Consider the following 15532-nt stretch of genomic DNA (forward strand, 5'->3'; position numbering starts at 1 on the left):
CCTCAGACGGCGCTTAAACGCATGCTCAGGCAGTGGCTTTCCCCAGCGGCCAGATTGACCCAGTCATCGGCGGCATTGGCTGTCTCAATACAGAGCATGGTTTGCCAGGCAGCATCGTCAAACTGGCTCAGGCGTTGGGCTTTTTCAATCCAGGGGTTCCAGACAATGGTGCTGTGGCTGCCACGGCTGTGAATCAGTAACGTGCGCTGCGGTGTAACCAGACGCAAGGGCGTTGCCTGCTGCAGATAGATACGGTCGGTTTCTCCCTGGAAGACGACTGCCCCTTGTTGCTGCTTGCGTTGCCAGCCAGTCATGGTGTCAATATACGAGTGTCCTGCCAGTCCGTCGATACGGGTGGTATGGATGTCTGGTGTCGGCAAGTAGGTGTGTAACGCCTGGCTGAATGCCAGGGTGGAGCGTCCGGTGTTGGTGGTGATCAACTGCATTTCCAGGCTGTCGGGGGTCATAATCCAGCGCGCTGTGAGCTCGGCGTTGCCTTGCCAGACCGACTGGATGCAATGGCTTTGGGGTAACGTCAGTTCGATTTCGATACGGTCGGCGGCTTCATATAGCCGGGACAGCGTCCAGCGATTGGTTCGGGCAAAGCCGTGAGCGGGTGGTTGTCTTCCGGCGATGGCATCCCGGACTTCGGGCGGGTTTTTATCGGCGTTGCCAAACCAGGGCCAGCAGATTGGAATACCGCCGCGCAATGAGACTCCTTGCCGGTATTCTGCGGTTGGGCTGAGCCAGATCCAGGAGGTATCGTCCGTGGGGCAAAAGGAGAGCAGCTGCGCTCCTTGTGGCAGCAGGCTGGCACTGAACCCGGGGTGTTGAATCACGATGCAAGGCAGCTCGCCGCGTTGCTCGAAATGGCAAAAGGCACTGGTTGAAAGACGTTCTTTTAATGACCGGTTCTGATGTTGGCGCATGGCTTACCTTGCAGAAATCGCTAGAATGGCGGGTTGCACCCAATAATGAGTGTGATTTCTTTCTACTGTACCGGATTATTTTGTGTGAACAAAAGCCAACTTAAGCCCTGTTTGCTGGCGCTGCTGGATCAGGAAATCGAGGTTGCCCTGGCCGCTGCCCGGACAGCCCAGGAAAGTGCCGCACATGAGGGTAACAAACCCGAAAACCAGTACGATACCCTGAGTCTGGAAGCGGCATATCTGGCTCATGGGCAGTCGGAACGTATTCTGGCGTTGCAGCAGGAGCGTATCCAGATCGCTCGTTGGGTGGTGCCGCTGTTCGGCAATGGCGAGGAGGAAGATGCACCGTTGGCGCTGGGAACTCTGGTCGGGCTGGAACCCGCTGATTCGCTGGGCAGCACGACGGCAGACAGACGCCGCTGGTTTTGGCTGACCCCTGTCGGTGGCAGAACCTTGTCGCTGGAGGGCGAGACGGTGCAGTTGTTGTCGATCTCGGCGCCACTGGCCAAACGCTTGCTGACCCTGGGGCTGGAAGATGAGCTGCTGTTGGGCTCGGGTCGCTGGCGTATTGTGGTGCTGAGTTGACATTGTTGCTGTTACGGGAATCTTGGTTCTGAGAATCATTCTCGTGTTTTTCAGGCAGGGCGTTACACTGTTTGTCTGTCACCTTGGTTGGATACACTGATCAAGTCCGTCTGTTTTTTATCTGGAGCGGTAATGTCTCGTCCTTCTCCCCGTGAATTGGTGGTTCATTCGTCATCACGCCTGACGACTAATATGCAACGGCTGGTCTTTTCCGGCGATGCGCTGGCCGATTTTCCGGTCGACAGTGCCAGTGGTTATATCAAATTGATGTTTACCGCCGATGGCCAGCCGCTGACCCCGGCAACGGCGCTGGAAGGCCAGCGGCCTCTGATGCGGACCTATACGGTGCGGGCCTTTGACCCGGACAAGTTCCAGCTTACGGTTGATTGCGCCTTGCATAACCATGGCCCTCAACCGGCAGGACCTGCCGCCAGCTGGGCTGCACGTGCCCAGCCCGGTGAGCGGATTCTGGTGGGTGGCCCAGGCCCAACCAAGCTGATTGATAACAGCGCCGACTGGTATTTCCTGGCTGGAGATATGACGGCTCTGCCAGCAATCAGCTGCAACCTCGAGCAATTGCCAGCAGAGGCTCGGGGTTATGCCGTGATTGAGATTGCCTCTGCCGAAGACCGTCAATCACTCGAATGTCCGGCCGGGGTTGAGGTGATCTGGGTTGTGGATGAGACAAGCCCGGAACTGGCGCAGGCTGAATCCATGGCAACGTCAAGCGCTCTGCTGCAGCGAGTGGTGGCGGCTGAATGGTTGTCCGGTCGTGTTGCTGTGTGGGTGGCGTGTGAGTTTCATAAAATGAAGGCATTGCGGCGGTATTTTCGGCAGCAACGCCAGACCGGGCGCAAGGAAACCTATATCAGTAGCTATTGGAAGTTGGGACGTAGCGAGGATGAGCACAAGGTCGACAAGCGTGCCGACCAGGCTCTTGTGGATGCGGCAGGCACCACACCCTGATACTTGGCCATGCGCCGTGTGAACGGTGGCTAACGGCTGTAATATAGCGTAAAGCTTGCCTTGTCGATGGCATGGGCATTCAGCATAAAGCCAATCAGCGCAGCACTGGCATCCGCCGGGATATCGAGGCTGGGCTGGTCGAGGGCAAACAGGGTAAATTGATAACGGTGGGGCTGGTCTCCCGCTGGCGGACAAGCACCACCGTAAGCATGGCTACCGTAGTCATTACGCCCTTGCTGGGCAGAGGCCGGCATCAAAGGTGAATGCATGCTGCCAGCCCCTGCTTCCAGGGAACGACTGTCGGCAGGCAGGTTGAATACTTGCCAATGCCACCAGCCCGAGCCTGTCGGGGCGTCCGGGTCGTACAGGGTAATGGCGAAGCTTTGTGTCTCTTCCGGTGGATGAAACCACTCCAATGGCGGGGAAATATTGTCGCCGGTGCAGCCAAAACCAGAATACAGGTGTTGAATATCGAAGCGAGACTCCGGTTCTATGGTCGGGCTGCGAAAGTCAAAATGGCTGCCATCAGATCTGGCTGCCAGTGATGTTGCTGCGATGCTCAATCCGCCTATCATCGCCAGTGCTACTTTTTTCTTCTTATAGTTACTGGAATCACTCAACATGGTGTTCTCCCTTCGTTGAATCCATCGACAAGGCAATTGGCGTGCCTGTTCCTTTGATCATATGTCATCAAGCATTTACATACTATTTCGGCAAATGGCATAGACAAACTCGATTTTTTCGAAAAACAGTCTACTTTAGGAGGAGTGAGGTAAAGAAATAGCGTACGAAAGTCGCTGATTATTGTGATCGTGACAAAAATCTCAGAATAAATGACCGATTCCGCTTGAACTGTCACGTAGTATTACTAAGATGCGCCAGAAATTGTAAAGAACACACACATTGTTCACTTTGGAGAGAGATATGTTGACCAAACCATTATTGGTAGCCATGGCTGTTGCGAGCGCAACAATGGCACACGCCGACAAGGAAATGTACGTTACGGGTGGTATCGGATACGTTGAAAACGAAATTTATGACGAGCTGACTACCAGAACCGGTCATAACGTCAATGATTCCTGGACCAACGAAGTATCCCTGGGTTACATGGTTCTGCCTGCGCTGGCAGCAGAAGCATCCCTGACTTTCCCGTCGTTCTTGCAAGGTGATATGAAACCAGATGTATCACAGTATCAACTGAAAGGGTTGTACTTCTTTGGTGAGCGTCCCCTGAAACCTTACCTAACAGCAGGTTATGGTATCGAAATCCTTGATGTACCCCAGGATGGTGCACTCGACCGTAAAACCCATGTATTCAGCTGGGGTGGTGGTGTGCAGTATGACCTGAATGACGAGCTGTTTGGCCGTGCCGAGCTGCATATTGATGAAATGACCGATGAAGGCAATGAGCACGGTGTGTTCATGATGGAAATTGGTTATCGCTTTGGTAGTGGCATGACTCGCACCAAAGAAACCATCGTTGAAGAATTCAAGCCAGTTGAGCCCGTTGTCGTAGAGCCGGTTATCGAAGAGCCAGTCATTGAAGAACCTGTGGTTGAAGAAGTAAAACCAGTGGTGATTCCTGAGCCAGCAGATAGCGATAACGATGGGGTTATCGATGACAATGACGAGTGTATGGACACGCTTGCCGGCGCCAACGTGAATGCCAAGGGTTGTGCTGTATTTGAAGGCAATCTGCACGGTGTTAACTTTGAAAGTGGCAGCACTCGTTTGACTGCCAACGCCCGTACCATTCTGGATAACGCAGCCGCTGAACTGCGCAACTACCCGGATGCCATGGTAGAAATCGCGGCATACACAGATAGCCAGGGTGCTGAAGCATTCAACCTGCGTCTGAGCCAACAACGTGCAGACTCCGTTCGTAACTACCTGATCGGTAAAGGTCTGAGCGCGGATCAGTTGACTGCCCGTGGTTACGGTGAAGCCAGCCCGATTGCCAGCAATGTGACTGCTGCTGGTCGTGCAGAAAACCGTCGTGTTGAACTGAGCGTCAAGTAAGTCTGAAAGCACCAGTGGCACTTTGCCGCTGGTGCTTGTCTGTTTTTCTCCTGCCTGTATCCGGCCTGTTCTGGCTGCTGTTTTCCTTCTGACTGTTTTCTTGACAACGATATTGTTGCTGTTGCTGGATTCTGTTTCGCCAGATCTTCCTGTTTGTTTTGCTTTTGCTTTTATGGATCACGACAGTTGTTCGTTATTGACCGGACGTTTTCTGTGCGTTTGTGGTGGCAGGGGGTGTGCTCCGTTATGTAGCTGTGAACATTGTGAGCCAGCATTGGTGGAAATATTGACCCCCCGGAATCGTATACGCATTCTTTGCGGCGCCCGAATCCGGAAAAAACAATAACAAGACGGGGGTGACCATGTCTGATAGAGCCTTTCAGTGGGCTGGGGCAGAGTTTTGGCTGCTGGAACAAGTTCAGTTTTGTCTGCAACATCAACTGAATGCTTCACTGCAAACTTCCCACCATGGCGAAATTATTGTCGCGGGTGGTGCGCAGCGTTTTATTGAACATGATATTCCTGAGTGCGTGACCCGTCATTTCAGCCCATCCAGTAGTTTCAAGCACCGCAGCTTGTCTGCCGATGACCCGATGGCACTGCAAGCGCTGATTGGACGGCCGGTCAGGGAACTGCTCTGGCGTTGTGGCTGGCAAGCCTGGCATGGTGAGCCACTGCCTGGAGCTTGTCCTGATTGCTGTGGACGCATGGTGCTGATGCCTGATGACAGCCTGTTTGATGCGGTGGTTGAGACAGAAGGTCCTGTTATTCGGCAGCTGGCCTGGTTGTTATCGCGTCAGGCGATGACTGCTCGACAACTGGCCAACCGGTCTGGCGCGCCCACAGCTCTGGCAGAGCGTTTTTTTGCAGCTGCAGAGTGTGCCGGGCTGTTGGAATAAATAAACCTGGCTGTTCGCTTGCTGTTCGGTATTGTTCCCGGCGCCGTAGTGAATGGCCATCCTCGCCATATTTCCCTGTTCTGTTTGTGACTTTGCTGTCAAGGTTGTAAATAACGACTGGCAGTGGTGTGTTTCCTGATGAATTTCCTCTGATAACAGCACGGTGTGAGTGCCGTTATTCATGGCGCTTGATTATCGCCGACAGGGTAGCTCCGTGTTCTGACGACTATTACCGGCAATACCTGTGGGTGGATGTTGGGGTATTTGTTAGCATCGGCTGCGGGGTATTCGCTGGATCGACAGTAACAGATAACGGGAGTGGCAGGTGCAAGTGATGGTTAGGTATTCAGAGCGTATAACAGCGATTCTGACTCTGTTGGTTATCCTGGCAGGAAGTAGCGCTTTGGCGGGTTGCATGACCACGACGGTCAGCAGTCGATCCGGTTTTGAAGTGCCGACGGCCGGGCCTGAAACCCGTGGCATCGTACGTATGCTGTTTGCTGGTGATATTCAGCCGGCCATTCGCATTTTGCCTCACTACCCCGACAAGGAATTCAGACGTGGCAAAGAGGGGCGGGTTGTCATTGAGTTTACGATTCTGTCAAACGGCCAGGTTGGCCTGTTGCGGCTGATTGAATCCAGTGGCGAATCCTTCGCAGAAGCCGCCGGGCAATCCATGAGCAGCGTGCTGTTTCAGCCCCGATATGCGGGTCAGGTAATCAGAGTTGAAGTGCAGTTCATGATTCTCCGAACGGATACCTCAGACTAGGCTGCTTATGAACAGACACGGCCGATGGCCATTGTTTTTAACGTTATGGATTGCGTCTCTGAAGCGGTCGTTTGCCGGGATGATTGGCGTGCTGCTGGTCGGTTGCTGTGGTTATGCTTCGTGCCAGGCGGACTCAATCCGGCCACTGGATGCCAGACAACAGCAGGCCGTCACCGATGAAATCCTGATGATGTTGTACCAAGGAAAGGATAAGCAGCTACAAGCCGCCAGCGATAGCCTGTTGGCGCAAGGTCCCCGGTTAACTCCACCGCTGCAGCGGCTGGCGCAATATGCCCGAGTCCGGTTTCTACTGGCGGAAGGCCAGCCGGATAGCCTGAGTGATGCCATGGATGTGTCATCAGGAATGGCGATTACCCATGGCGACCTGGCAGAAGGCCAGTTTGGCTTGGGCCTGCTGGCCCGACTGGATGTGATCCTGGCTGCGAGACAGCTGGGCGTCAAACCGGAATTACAGGTGTTTCTGCTGCAGACTTTGCAGCAGGCACTGGCGGATGCTGGCGGAGTGATGGAGCGTGAGACATCCAATCTGATGGCTTCTGTGCAAGTCATGGTGTGGATGGCGCAGTGGCAAGCCGGTGAGACGGTCGAAATGGTGAGGTTGTCGCAGCGGATTCCCCTGGATTCTCCCTGGTATGTGACGGCTCTGGTGTTAAGGGCGGTGCAGCCTTTGCTGCCGCTTGCCAGTGGCAGCAGGGATTGGTTGCAAGCGCTCTCTGCCACCACGACTGGATGGGTCGCAGATCCGGCCAGACTGGATCTGTTCCATCTGGATCAGGTGATGTTGCAGTTGCAGGTGCTGAATACCATGGGGGGAGCGTCGATGCGGTCGGTGTTGTTGCAGGCGTTATCCTTGCGATTACAGCAGCATATTGACGCTGTGCGGCAATGGCAGCACCCCGAGCGTCTGGAGCAGTTGTTACAGCACTGGTTGGGACAAGGAATGATGCCGGACAGCGCCGAAGCGGATGAACGTTTTCGTGCGTTTGTGGGGTGTCCGGCAGCCGGATTGATTGCTGCTGGGCGTCATGGCAGTGGGCACTGCCAGAGTCTGCCGCTCCGTTATTTGAACCAGGCTGTACGGTCCCAGACGTTGCGGGCAGCCTGGGTCGATCGTCAGGAGTCGCAGGGGTTACGAACACGCCTGGCAGCCCTGGCAGAGGTAACACAGCGGCTGGTGCCTGACGCTCGGGTATTGGTGGCCGGAGCGGCAGATGACAGCCGCACTGAGACGGTCAGTGAAGACAATGGCGAAGGGCTGGAGGATGAGACCCTGTTGCGTGGCAGGCAGGCGGCCTATCAGTCACAGGCAGATTACTACTATCAATTGTCACAGCGACACGTGTATCTGAGTTTGTTGGTGTACCTGGCAGAGGAGCATCAACGTTTGGCCAGTTATCTTCAGGTTGTGCAACAACAGCAGGCGGAGCTGGTACAGTAAAAATCGGAATTATACTGTTATCTTTCTGGCGTTGGTTTTGAAGTTCTTGTTTTGCTTGTTCTGCGATTATTTGTTTGTTGCCCGGGATTGGGGCTATGGGGCTATGGGGCTAAGTGCTCTGCAAAGGCATACCGGACCTGTGTGGTATGCCGATGCAGAGCGACCGCCTGTTACTGGCGGTCGGTCAAATCAATAACCCACTATTTGCCAGCTGGCTGGGTGATGGTGATTTCTGGCAGATCCGGCATGTCGATGGTCATTTTTTCGCTTGGAGCCAGGATAAAAGCTTCTCCGGTTACGACCGCTTTATCATTCTGGTTGGTGATGGTGGTGTCGATAACAACCTGGTTACGATCCCGCTTTTCTTTTACCGTCAGTGTCACGGTGACGGTATCTCCAATCATGATCGGGCGTTTGAACTGGGCATTCTGGCCCAGATAAATTGTGCCTGGCCCTGGCAGTTCCATTCCCAAAGCAGCTGAAATCAGAGCGCCGGAGTACATGCCGTGGGCGATTTGGCCTTTGAACTGGGTGGTCGCGGCAAAAACCGGATCAAGGTGGAGAGGGTTGTGGTCACCAGAGACGATGGCAAACAGCTGCAGATCGCGCTCATCAATGGTGTGGGTGCGCTTGCAGCTGTCGCCGATGTTCAGTTCTTCGTAGGTGCGATTGGTGATGGTTTCCATGATATACATCCGATGTCAGAGGTGAAAAATGACCAGTTCTGGTCGTTGGAATATAAGTGGACGGCAAGAGTGTAACGTGAAATCCAGCGCTCAATGCACCATTCACAGGTCATTTGCCATGCTATTGATCAGGATCACTTACTGCTGTTGATCCCGGTAGAGTGGATCAACCCAAGTGGTTTTGTAGCCATGCCAGCAGGTCAGACTGCACTTGCCCGGCATTGGTTTCATTCAGCATTTCATGGCGTCCGCCAGGGTATAACAGCGTGCTGATCTGATCATGGCCGCTGCGATGTAAGGCATGGTCGAGCGCTCGGATACCTCGGCCATATTGACCGACCGGGTCCTGATCGCCAGATAACAATAAGACAGGCAGCTGCGGTGGGATCGATGCCAGTGCGTTCTCCCGGGTGATGTTTGTCAGAGCGGTGAACAGGTTTTGCCAGAAGCCGGCGCTGCAATCAAAGCCGCACAAGGGATCGGTACGGTATTGCTGGCGCTGGTTGGCGTCGCGTGTCAGCCAGTCCCAGCGGCCAGAAGCCTGTTTGATCTGCTGGTTGTATCCGGCAAAGGCCAGTGCCCCGAGTAACGCTGAGGGTTTTTCCGCGGTATGCCAGTGTGCAATGACAGAGGCAACGATGTAACCCAGTTGGCAGCGCCAGCGTGCAGGGTAACCACTGCCCGATAATACCAAGCCTGCCAGACCTTCCACAGGGTGCATCGCTGTTGTTAATACCACAAACGATCCCATGGAGTGACCCAGCAAAATAACCGGGGTCGATTCCGGCAGTGTGGCCAGAGCTATCTGGCGAGCCTGGTTGGCATCGTTGATCAGTTGTTGCCAGCCGGTGCTGGTGTGGTGATGGCCGACGGGCAGGTGGCCGAGCGGCTGACGTTCTCCATGACCTTGATGATTATGTGCCAGCACAGCGTAACCGGATGCAGCCAGTTTGCGGATCAAGGGTTGATAACGGCGCCAGTGTTCTGCCATGCCGTGATATATCTGGATCAGGGCCGTTGGCTCAGTGCCCGGCATAAACAGCTGGGCAGCAAATGTCTGACCGCTATCACTGGCTATACTGAAAGTATGCGCAGGGCTGACATCGTTCATGAAATATTCCTTTCCGTCGATAGTTGTCCCGGTTCGTGATTGTGTGGCAATCAAAAGCGGGGCGAAATGGTCGTGCAGGCGGCTGCAGGTTGTCTATATTGTACTATCCACGGGCCAGAACGGTATCGAATCGGTAATTTGGCATTGATTTGGGAAACAGTTTTTTGCCTGAAATTCAAAAGATGGTTACAATTCCAGATTCTGACTCACTAATTGTTTATGACGCGCTCCGCATTCTGAGCGTTATCGCGAAATAAACGAGCAGACAACGACGTATAAGAATAACCAATGTTGGGGTGTAAGGGGGCGGTATGAACGAGCAGTTCTTCCAGGAACGCTATCCGGAAAATTATCCAGGCACGATTGATGCCGATAAATACAATTCAGTCATCGAGCTGTTTGATCGCTTTGTGAAAAAATTTGCTGATCGTCCTGCTTTTATGTGCCTGGGACATACGCTGAGCTACCAGGACTTGGATGTATTGAGTGCACAATTTGCCAGCTATCTGCAGCATGAGCTGGGTTTGCAGCCTGGTGAACGTATTGCCATTCAATTGCCAAATATTTTGCAGTACCCCATTGTGGTTTTTGGTGCCATGCGGGCAGGGCTGGTGGTTGTGAACACCAATCCACTCTACACCGAGCGGGAAATGGAGCACCAGTTCAACGACTCTGGAGCCAAGGCGCTGGTGGTGCTGGCTAATATGGCCGACAAGGCCGAAAAGATACTCAGTGATACGGGGATCCAGCACGTTATTGTCACGGAAGTGGCCGATTTGCATCCAGGGTTAAAACGGATGCTGATCAATGGCATGGTGAAGTACGTCAAGAAACAGGTGCCGGACTATCATTTGCCCGGTGCGGTGACATTACGGGCGGCCCTGGCGAAAGGTGCAAAGCGCCCTTGTCAGCCGTATCCGTCTGCTGGCAATGATGTGGCGGTGCTGCAATACACCGGCGGTACCACCGGGGTGGCCAAAGGCGCGATGCTGACGCACCGAAACCTGATCGCCAATATGTTGCAGTGTCATGGCTTGTTTGTGATGGCATTGGATGAAGGGGTGGAGAGGGTGGTAGCACCGCTACCGCTGTACCATATTTACGCCTTTACGGTGCATTGTATGGTGCTGCTTGAAACCGGGAACTGTTCTTTGCTGATTCCTAACCCCAGAGATATTCCAGGGTTTGTCAAAACCCTGCAGCAGCACCGGTTTTCAGCGTTTGTGGGCTTGAATACCCTGTTTGTGGCCATGTGTAATCAGGAAAAATTCCGGCAACTGGATTTTTCTGGCCTTAAATTGACGATCTCCGGTGGCATGGCGTTGACCACAACCGCTGCCGAACAATGGAAAAAAGTCACCGGCAACGATATTGCCGAGGGTTACGGCATGACAGAAACGTCACCGGTAGTGTCGTTTAATCCGCCAGGACATATCCAGCTGGGCAGTATTGGTATGCCGGTGTCGAGTACCCTCTGCATCACCGTGGATGATGATGGCCATGAGTTGCCGTTGGGAGAGCGGGGCGAGTTGTGCGTTAAAGGGCCACAGGTCATGAAAGGCTACTGGAAACGGGAAGCGGCGACCGATGAGGCATTTTTGCCAGGGGCTGATGGTTTGCCTGCCCGTGAATGGCTGCGCACTGGGGATATTGCCGTGATCCAGGATGATGGCTATATGCGTATTGTGGATCGCAAGAAAGACATGATTATTGTCTCCGGCTTTAATGTGTATCCGAACGAGGTTGAAGATGTTATTGCCGATCACCCCGAGGTGATGGAAGTGGCTGCTATTGGTGTGCCGGATCTGAAAAGCTCAGAAGCCGTCAAGGTCTTTGTTGTGGTGAAGTCTGAACTCAGTGAGGCGGATTTGCGCCACTGGTGCAAAGAGCGTCTGACCAATTACAAGGTACCTAAATATGTGGAATTCCGTACTGAATTACCAAAAACCAATGTTGGTAAAATACTCCGGCGTGAGCTGAGAGCAGAAGAGCTTGCCCAGTCCCGCTGAATAAGGTACTCGGCAACTAAAAAAGCGGATAAGGGAGAAACCCTTATCCGCTTTTTTATGCGGGTCTGAGCCGCGATGGAGGCTTCAGAACGGCTGGCTCAGGACTGGTCCGGGCGTTCTTCCCCAACAATAATCGCTTCATACTGGCTGGTGATCTTATCCAGCTTTACCAGTAATGTTTCAGTCACTTCCTGAATATGTGGCACATCCTTACGCTTGTCGGCACTGTCCTGAAACAGTTTGAACGTCGCTTTGGATGCCATCCAGAAGGATGCAGCGGCTTCCAGCGATGCCGCCAGTTGTGGCGTGGTCAGACGGGAATGCATCAACTCACGCAGGGTGTGATCAAACAGCGCAATGGTGGCGTCGAGATCGTAATGGATCCAGTCGTTGTCATAGCCCCAGTAAATAGCCACACAGTTTCTGGCAATTCGCTGGGATAGCATACGCTGTCTGCCTGCGAGGTAGGCCATTTTGGCGATGTTATCGCCTTCATGTTCTGCCTTGCTGCGGGCAATATCATCACAGAGGGCGAGCAAGCGGTCATTATCTTGCATCAGGTTACCAACCAGATTGAGGTCTGGCTGTGCCAGAATCTGGGGTTGGTGGATATCCCAAATGGCCTGCGTGTTGGCCAACAGCTTCTGCATCGCTTCGTCGTGATCTTCTTTTTTCAGTTGTTCCAGACGCTGGTTAAACAGCATGACGCTCACATCGCGCTGGCTGTGGGCCGAACGAGTACTCACCCCTGCGCCAAGCATCAGATGATCTTTCATCATCCTCTGGCTAAGCATGATCAGACTGCCTGTTATAGCCACAACACTATTGGCTCTGTTAGCGGTGTAGTTGTTCTTTTTAGGTCGTTTGATCCAGAAAAACCAGATCAACACAACAATGAAGATCAGAAGCATTTGAATTCCTCCGCGAATTCTCTTCATGTGCCGTTTGGTCTTGACTACCAGGAGGGCTGGCGTTTGCCAACCTGGAGAAATAACAGTCAGGTGGTTTGATTGCTCTACAATGCAGCAAAAAATGATCTTATCGAAGGCCTGAGTCAATGAATGATTTCATCTGAGGTCATTTCGAACGTTAACTTTTTTTGTGGCCTGCCTTCTATCGCAACATGGCGGTATAGGTCTGATTTTTTGTCTAGTACATGACCGACCCCGGCGCAAAATATCACTTTACATCAGGATGAGTAGGCCTGGATTGTTACATGCACCTGAGATGCTGGAATACCCCGGTTGTTTCTCAGGATGGATGTAATGCCTGGTCTTACATATCTTTACTGTATTTTGATGCTTGTTGTGTCTCTTGTTGGGCAATGGATTTCTTGTCAGAAACCACCTTGCCAGCGCCGATGTATCGATGCCCAAAAGAACCTTTGCTGCTTACAAGGATAGTGGAATTATTCACTGGTCGGCTTAATTTTGTACGAAATGAGTGCTGGGTCTGATTTTGTAATTATCTTTGGGTGATGTGGTATTTCTCTGCTACCAGTAGCTGTAAAGAAGCTTCAACTGTTTGTTTTTTAATTAAAATTTAATAATTTTTATATGTTTTTGTCATATTTTCAGGGTTTCTGGCTGTTTTTTATGCATCATTTTAATTAACAGAGTAAGAATTATAATAAGAATAAGACGCCTTTTGGGTTGGTGTTGTCTCGATGTGGGTGTTTTCTGTTGCTGTACTGAGAAGGCAGGGAAATCCTGCCGTGATTGGCGCGGACTGTTTGTGGCGAAGCAAGGCGGGATGACCGGTTACGTCATGAAATGCCAGTGTTGACTGCTGTGAGGCGATGTGACGCGCATCGCCATAATGAGCGGTAACGCTGTGGCAGGTGATGACAGGTGATGCTGCAAGTGGATGGTAACTGGCTGAACCCCTGAATCGATTCGCTATCGTATGGTTTTTGCTTTGCTGATATAGTCCGGCGCTATCAAACAGGTGTTGGGCTGCTCTGGCGGCTTAACGTAATTGGGAATCCGGTGTGAGTCCGGAACTGTACCCGCAACTGTAATTCTGTGGCCGTGATGGGCCAGGAAAAGTCAGATACCTCCCTGGAATGGTTCTCTGCCCTGTCTCGACTAACGTCGTGCACGGGTGAATGAATGATTCAGTCTCTTGAATTTTGTTCGTGCGGGAAGACACGAACCATCTCCTTTCCCTGTGGATGCACATGTCGCACGGTGTTGATGGTCTTGCTTCGTACGGCTTACTTTTGTCGGATATCTCCATGGTTGGTTGTTCCGGTCTGGCGGTCAATAAGCTGGTGCTCACGATTGATCAACAGCCGATTCTGAAACAGATCTCTTTTGCGTTAAAGCGTGGCTCGGTACTGGGTGTGCTGGGCCCTAACGGGGCGGGCAAAACCAGTTTGCTGCTGGCGTTGTCCGGTCAGTTGTCTGGCGCCGGTACTGTGTGCTGGCGTGACCAATTGGTCGCGGATTATCGCTTGAGTCAACGGGCGCGGCGGATTGCTGTTGTGCATCAGCTTAATGATACGGTGTTTGCGCTCAGCCTGCGGCAAATGGTACGCATGGGATTATTGCCGCATCAGTCCTGGTTGGGGCGACAGACCCAGGAGGACGACCAATGTATCGAACAAGCGTTAGAGCGTGTTGGTCTGGCGACAAAAGCCGATCAGGTGTTTGCCTCTTTGTCTGGTGGCGAACAGCAGCGCGGCTTGATTGCCCGGGCACTGGTGCAACGGGCAGAACTGATTGTGCTCGATGAACCGGTCAATCATCTGGATGTGTATTACCAGCACGATGTGCTGGCTTTGCTGGGGCAATTGGCTCGGGATAACGGCCTGACCGTGGTGATGAGTTTGCACGATCTTAATCTGTCGGCACATTACTGCGACCAGTTGTTGTTATTGGATCATGGCGAACAAGTGGCTTATGGCACACCGTCGCAGGTATTGGAGCCTGAGCGTTTGCAGCAGGTATTTCGTTTGCCTTGTGCGGTACGTCACGATGCCGGAGCGTTGCGGGTCGATTTTTCACCACCAGCACCGATGGCTCAGACCGTCGCTCCGACGGGGCAGGATCAAGCCATATGAGATATCGCTGGATAATCCTGATCGCGGTGGCGTTGTTGTCGCCGTTGGCGGCGTTGTTTTTTGGGTCTGCCGACCTGCCTTTTAATACCGTTTGGCGTTGTCTCGCCGGTTTGCCGGTCGATCCTCTGGACCAATTGATCTTTACTGACCTGCGGTTGCCGCGGGTTGCTGCAGGCGTATTGGTTGGTGCTGGATTGGCCATTGCCGGTGCCTCATTACAGAACGTAACCCGTAACGGCCTTGCCGATCCTTATCTGTTTGGTGTAGTCGCCGGTGCCGGCTTGGGGGCCAGTGTGGTCACCGTGTTGATGGGTACGATGCTGTCACAGCAGCCGTTGCTGGCCTGGCTGCTGGGCTGGTTGCCGGTCGGCACGGCCTTGCCGTTGGCCGCGTTTGGTGGTGCCTTGTTTGCGGTGATGCTGGTTCAGGTTCTGGCTATTACTTCGTTCGCCCGCAGTTCCGAGCAGTTGTTGTTGGGCGGGGTGGCGATTTCGTTGATGCTGGGTTCACTCACCCATTTTATTCTGTTTATCGGTGAGCCTTTTGCTGCCAACAAGGTGCTGTTCTGGCTGATGGGCAGCCTGGGGCGGGTTGAAAGCAGTCAGTTATGGCTGTTGTTCCCTGTGGTGTTGGTCAGCAGTGGTGTACTGCTGCTGCTTGGGCGTCATTTTGATGCCATGTTGCTGGGGGATGACAACGCTCGCACGCTGGGAGTGGATGCCGTACGCCTACGGGCGCTGGCACTGGTGATCTGTGCTGCCTTGACCGCTGCAGTCGTGGCGTATTGTGGTGGTATCGGTTTTGTTGGCCTGATGATTCCCCATATTGTGCGACGCTGGCTGGGCGTTACGACCCGAACGCTGATCGCAGGCTGTTTGTTGCTCGGCAGTACCTTTCTGGTTTGGGTGGATGTGATTGCCCGTTCGGCAGTCGCCAGCCAGGAAATTCCCATCGGTATTATTACCTCTGCTTTGGGCAGCGTCTTTTTTCTGTTGGTTATGCGTCAGCGGCTGGCCTGATCAGAGCTGACTGGAGT

Annotated in this window: 14 protein-coding genes and 1 riboswitch; of the genes, 9 read left to right on the forward strand and 5 right to left on the reverse strand. The window is 53.2% G+C overall.

The genetic code is table 11. The features are described 5' to 3' along the window. Positions 1-2: 2 nt before the first annotated feature. Positions 3-929 carry a D-hexose-6-phosphate mutarotase gene (locus Q8W22_RS06470; protein ID WP_305451867.1) on the reverse strand — a complete coding sequence of 309 codons (927 nt, stop codon included), beginning with the start codon at positions 927-929 and terminating at the stop codon, positions 3-5. A gap of 84 nt (positions 930-1013) precedes the next feature. Here Q8W22_RS06470 and Q8W22_RS06475 point away from each other — a divergent pair, with 84 nt between their 5' ends. Both Q8W22_RS06475 and Q8W22_RS06480 read left to right on the forward strand, forming a co-directional pair. Beyond that, positions 1014-1514: a hypothetical protein gene (locus Q8W22_RS06475; protein ID WP_303431417.1), complete on the forward strand. Its 501-nt coding sequence runs from the start codon at positions 1014-1016 to the stop codon at positions 1512-1514. Positions 1515-1646: 132 nt separating this feature from the next. Beyond that, positions 1647-2480, forward strand: coding sequence for a siderophore-interacting protein (locus Q8W22_RS06480; RefSeq protein WP_305451868.1), 834 nt, complete (start codon positions 1647-1649; stop codon positions 2478-2480). Between the two features lie 29 nt (positions 2481-2509). On the opposite strand, the gene Q8W22_RS06485 is transcribed toward Q8W22_RS06480, so the two are convergent. Then, on the reverse strand, positions 2510-3103 hold the full coding sequence (locus Q8W22_RS06485; RefSeq protein ID WP_303431419.1) for a YbhB/YbcL family Raf kinase inhibitor-like protein: 594 nt from the start codon (positions 3101-3103) through the stop codon (positions 2510-2512). A gap of 301 nt (positions 3104-3404) precedes the next feature. Here Q8W22_RS06485 and Q8W22_RS06490 point away from each other — a divergent pair, with 301 nt between their 5' ends. From Q8W22_RS06490 to Q8W22_RS06505, 4 genes are all read left to right on the forward strand, one after another. Continuing rightward, positions 3405-4499 (forward strand): OmpA family protein, encoded by a 1095-nt coding sequence (locus tag Q8W22_RS06490; RefSeq protein WP_303431420.1) that lies wholly within the window; start codon positions 3405-3407, stop codon positions 4497-4499. Positions 4500-4861: 362 nt separating this feature from the next. Further along, positions 4862-5398: a hypothetical protein gene (locus tag Q8W22_RS06495; protein WP_305451869.1), complete on the forward strand. Its 537-nt coding sequence runs from the start codon at positions 4862-4864 to the stop codon at positions 5396-5398. Positions 5399-5732: 334 nt separating this feature from the next. Then, positions 5733-6167, forward strand: coding sequence for an energy transducer TonB (locus Q8W22_RS06500; RefSeq protein WP_303431423.1), 435 nt, complete (start codon positions 5733-5735; stop codon positions 6165-6167). 7 nt (positions 6168-6174) lie between these two features. Beyond that, positions 6175-7626, forward strand: coding sequence for a hypothetical protein (locus Q8W22_RS06505; RefSeq protein ID WP_305451870.1), 1452 nt, complete (start codon positions 6175-6177; stop codon positions 7624-7626). Between the two features lie 200 nt (positions 7627-7826). On the opposite strand, the gene Q8W22_RS06510 is transcribed toward Q8W22_RS06505, so the two are convergent. Beyond that, entirely contained in the window at positions 7827-8312 is a 486-nt protein-coding gene (locus Q8W22_RS06510; RefSeq protein ID WP_305451871.1) for a MaoC/PaaZ C-terminal domain-containing protein, read from the reverse strand. Between the two features lie 166 nt (positions 8313-8478). Continuing rightward, on the reverse strand, positions 8479-9423 hold the full coding sequence (locus Q8W22_RS06515; RefSeq protein ID WP_303431427.1) for an alpha/beta fold hydrolase: 945 nt from the start codon (positions 9421-9423) through the stop codon (positions 8479-8481). A 311-nt stretch (positions 9424-9734) separates the two neighbouring features. Between Q8W22_RS06515 and Q8W22_RS06520 the strand changes: the two genes are divergently transcribed. Continuing rightward, positions 9735-11432: an AMP-binding protein gene (locus tag Q8W22_RS06520; protein ID WP_305451872.1), complete on the forward strand. Its 1698-nt coding sequence runs from the start codon at positions 9735-9737 to the stop codon at positions 11430-11432. A 98-nt stretch (positions 11433-11530) separates the two neighbouring features. Here the strand turns inward: Q8W22_RS06520 and Q8W22_RS06525 are convergent, their stop codons facing one another. Next, positions 11531-12343, reverse strand: a complete 813-nt coding sequence (locus Q8W22_RS06525; RefSeq protein WP_303431430.1) for a type IV pili methyl-accepting chemotaxis transducer N-terminal domain-containing protein — start codon at positions 12341-12343, stop codon at positions 11531-11533. Positions 12344-13360: 1017 nt separating this feature from the next. Then, a riboswitch (cobalamin riboswitch) is annotated at positions 13361-13511 on the forward strand. A gap of 157 nt (positions 13512-13668) precedes the next feature. Between Q8W22_RS06525 and Q8W22_RS06530 the strand changes: the two genes are divergently transcribed. Together Q8W22_RS06530 and Q8W22_RS06535 are read left to right on the forward strand one after the other, a co-directional pair. Next, positions 13669-14496 carry an ABC transporter ATP-binding protein gene (locus tag Q8W22_RS06530; protein ID WP_305451873.1) on the forward strand — a complete coding sequence of 276 codons (828 nt, stop codon included), beginning with the start codon at positions 13669-13671 and terminating at the stop codon, positions 14494-14496. After that, positions 14493-15515 (forward strand): iron ABC transporter permease, encoded by a 1023-nt coding sequence (locus Q8W22_RS06535; protein ID WP_303431432.1) that lies wholly within the window; start codon positions 14493-14495, stop codon positions 15513-15515. The genes Q8W22_RS06530 and Q8W22_RS06535 overlap by 4 nt, the downstream gene beginning before the upstream one ends. Positions 15516-15532 lie beyond the last annotated feature (17 nt).

Origin of the sequence: Oceanobacter sp. 1_MG-2023, assembly GCF_030689025.1 — a bacterium.
GTDB lineage: Bacteria > Pseudomonadota > Gammaproteobacteria > Pseudomonadales > Oceanobacteraceae > Oceanobacter.

Bases quoted from the DNA above. Each gene is read 5' to 3' on its own strand.
- Q8W22_RS06470 (WP_305451867.1), bottom strand. From the start codon at position 929: ATGCGCCAACATCAGAACCGGTCATTAAAAGAACGTCTTTCAACCAGT.
- Q8W22_RS06480 (WP_305451868.1), top strand. From the start codon at position 1,647: ATGTCTCGTCCTTCTCCCCGTGAATTGGTGGTTCATTCGTCATCACGC.
- Q8W22_RS06485 (WP_303431419.1), bottom strand. From the start codon at position 3,103: ATGTTGAGTGATTCCAGTAACTATAAGAAGAAAAAAGTAGCACTGGCG.
- Q8W22_RS06490 (WP_303431420.1), top strand. From the start codon at position 3,405: ATGTTGACCAAACCATTATTGGTAGCCATGGCTGTTGCGAGCGCAACA.
- Q8W22_RS06495 (WP_305451869.1), top strand. From the start codon at position 4,862: ATGTCTGATAGAGCCTTTCAGTGGGCTGGGGCAGAGTTTTGGCTGCTG.
- Q8W22_RS06500 (WP_303431423.1), top strand. From the start codon at position 5,733: ATGGTTAGGTATTCAGAGCGTATAACAGCGATTCTGACTCTGTTGGTT.
- Q8W22_RS06505 (WP_305451870.1), top strand. From the start codon at position 6,175: ATGAACAGACACGGCCGATGGCCATTGTTTTTAACGTTATGGATTGCG.
- Q8W22_RS06510 (WP_305451871.1), bottom strand. From the start codon at position 8,312: ATGGAAACCATCACCAATCGCACCTACGAAGAACTGAACATCGGCGAC.
- Q8W22_RS06515 (WP_303431427.1), bottom strand. From the start codon at position 9,423: ATGAACGATGTCAGCCCTGCGCATACTTTCAGTATAGCCAGTGATAGC.
- Q8W22_RS06520 (WP_305451872.1), top strand. From the start codon at position 9,735: ATGAACGAGCAGTTCTTCCAGGAACGCTATCCGGAAAATTATCCAGGC.
- Q8W22_RS06525 (WP_303431430.1), bottom strand. From the start codon at position 12,343: ATGCTTCTGATCTTCATTGTTGTGTTGATCTGGTTTTTCTGGATCAAA.
- Q8W22_RS06530 (WP_305451873.1), top strand. From the start codon at position 13,669: ATGGTTGGTTGTTCCGGTCTGGCGGTCAATAAGCTGGTGCTCACGATT.
- Q8W22_RS06535 (WP_303431432.1), top strand. From the start codon at position 14,493: ATGAGATATCGCTGGATAATCCTGATCGCGGTGGCGTTGTTGTCGCCG.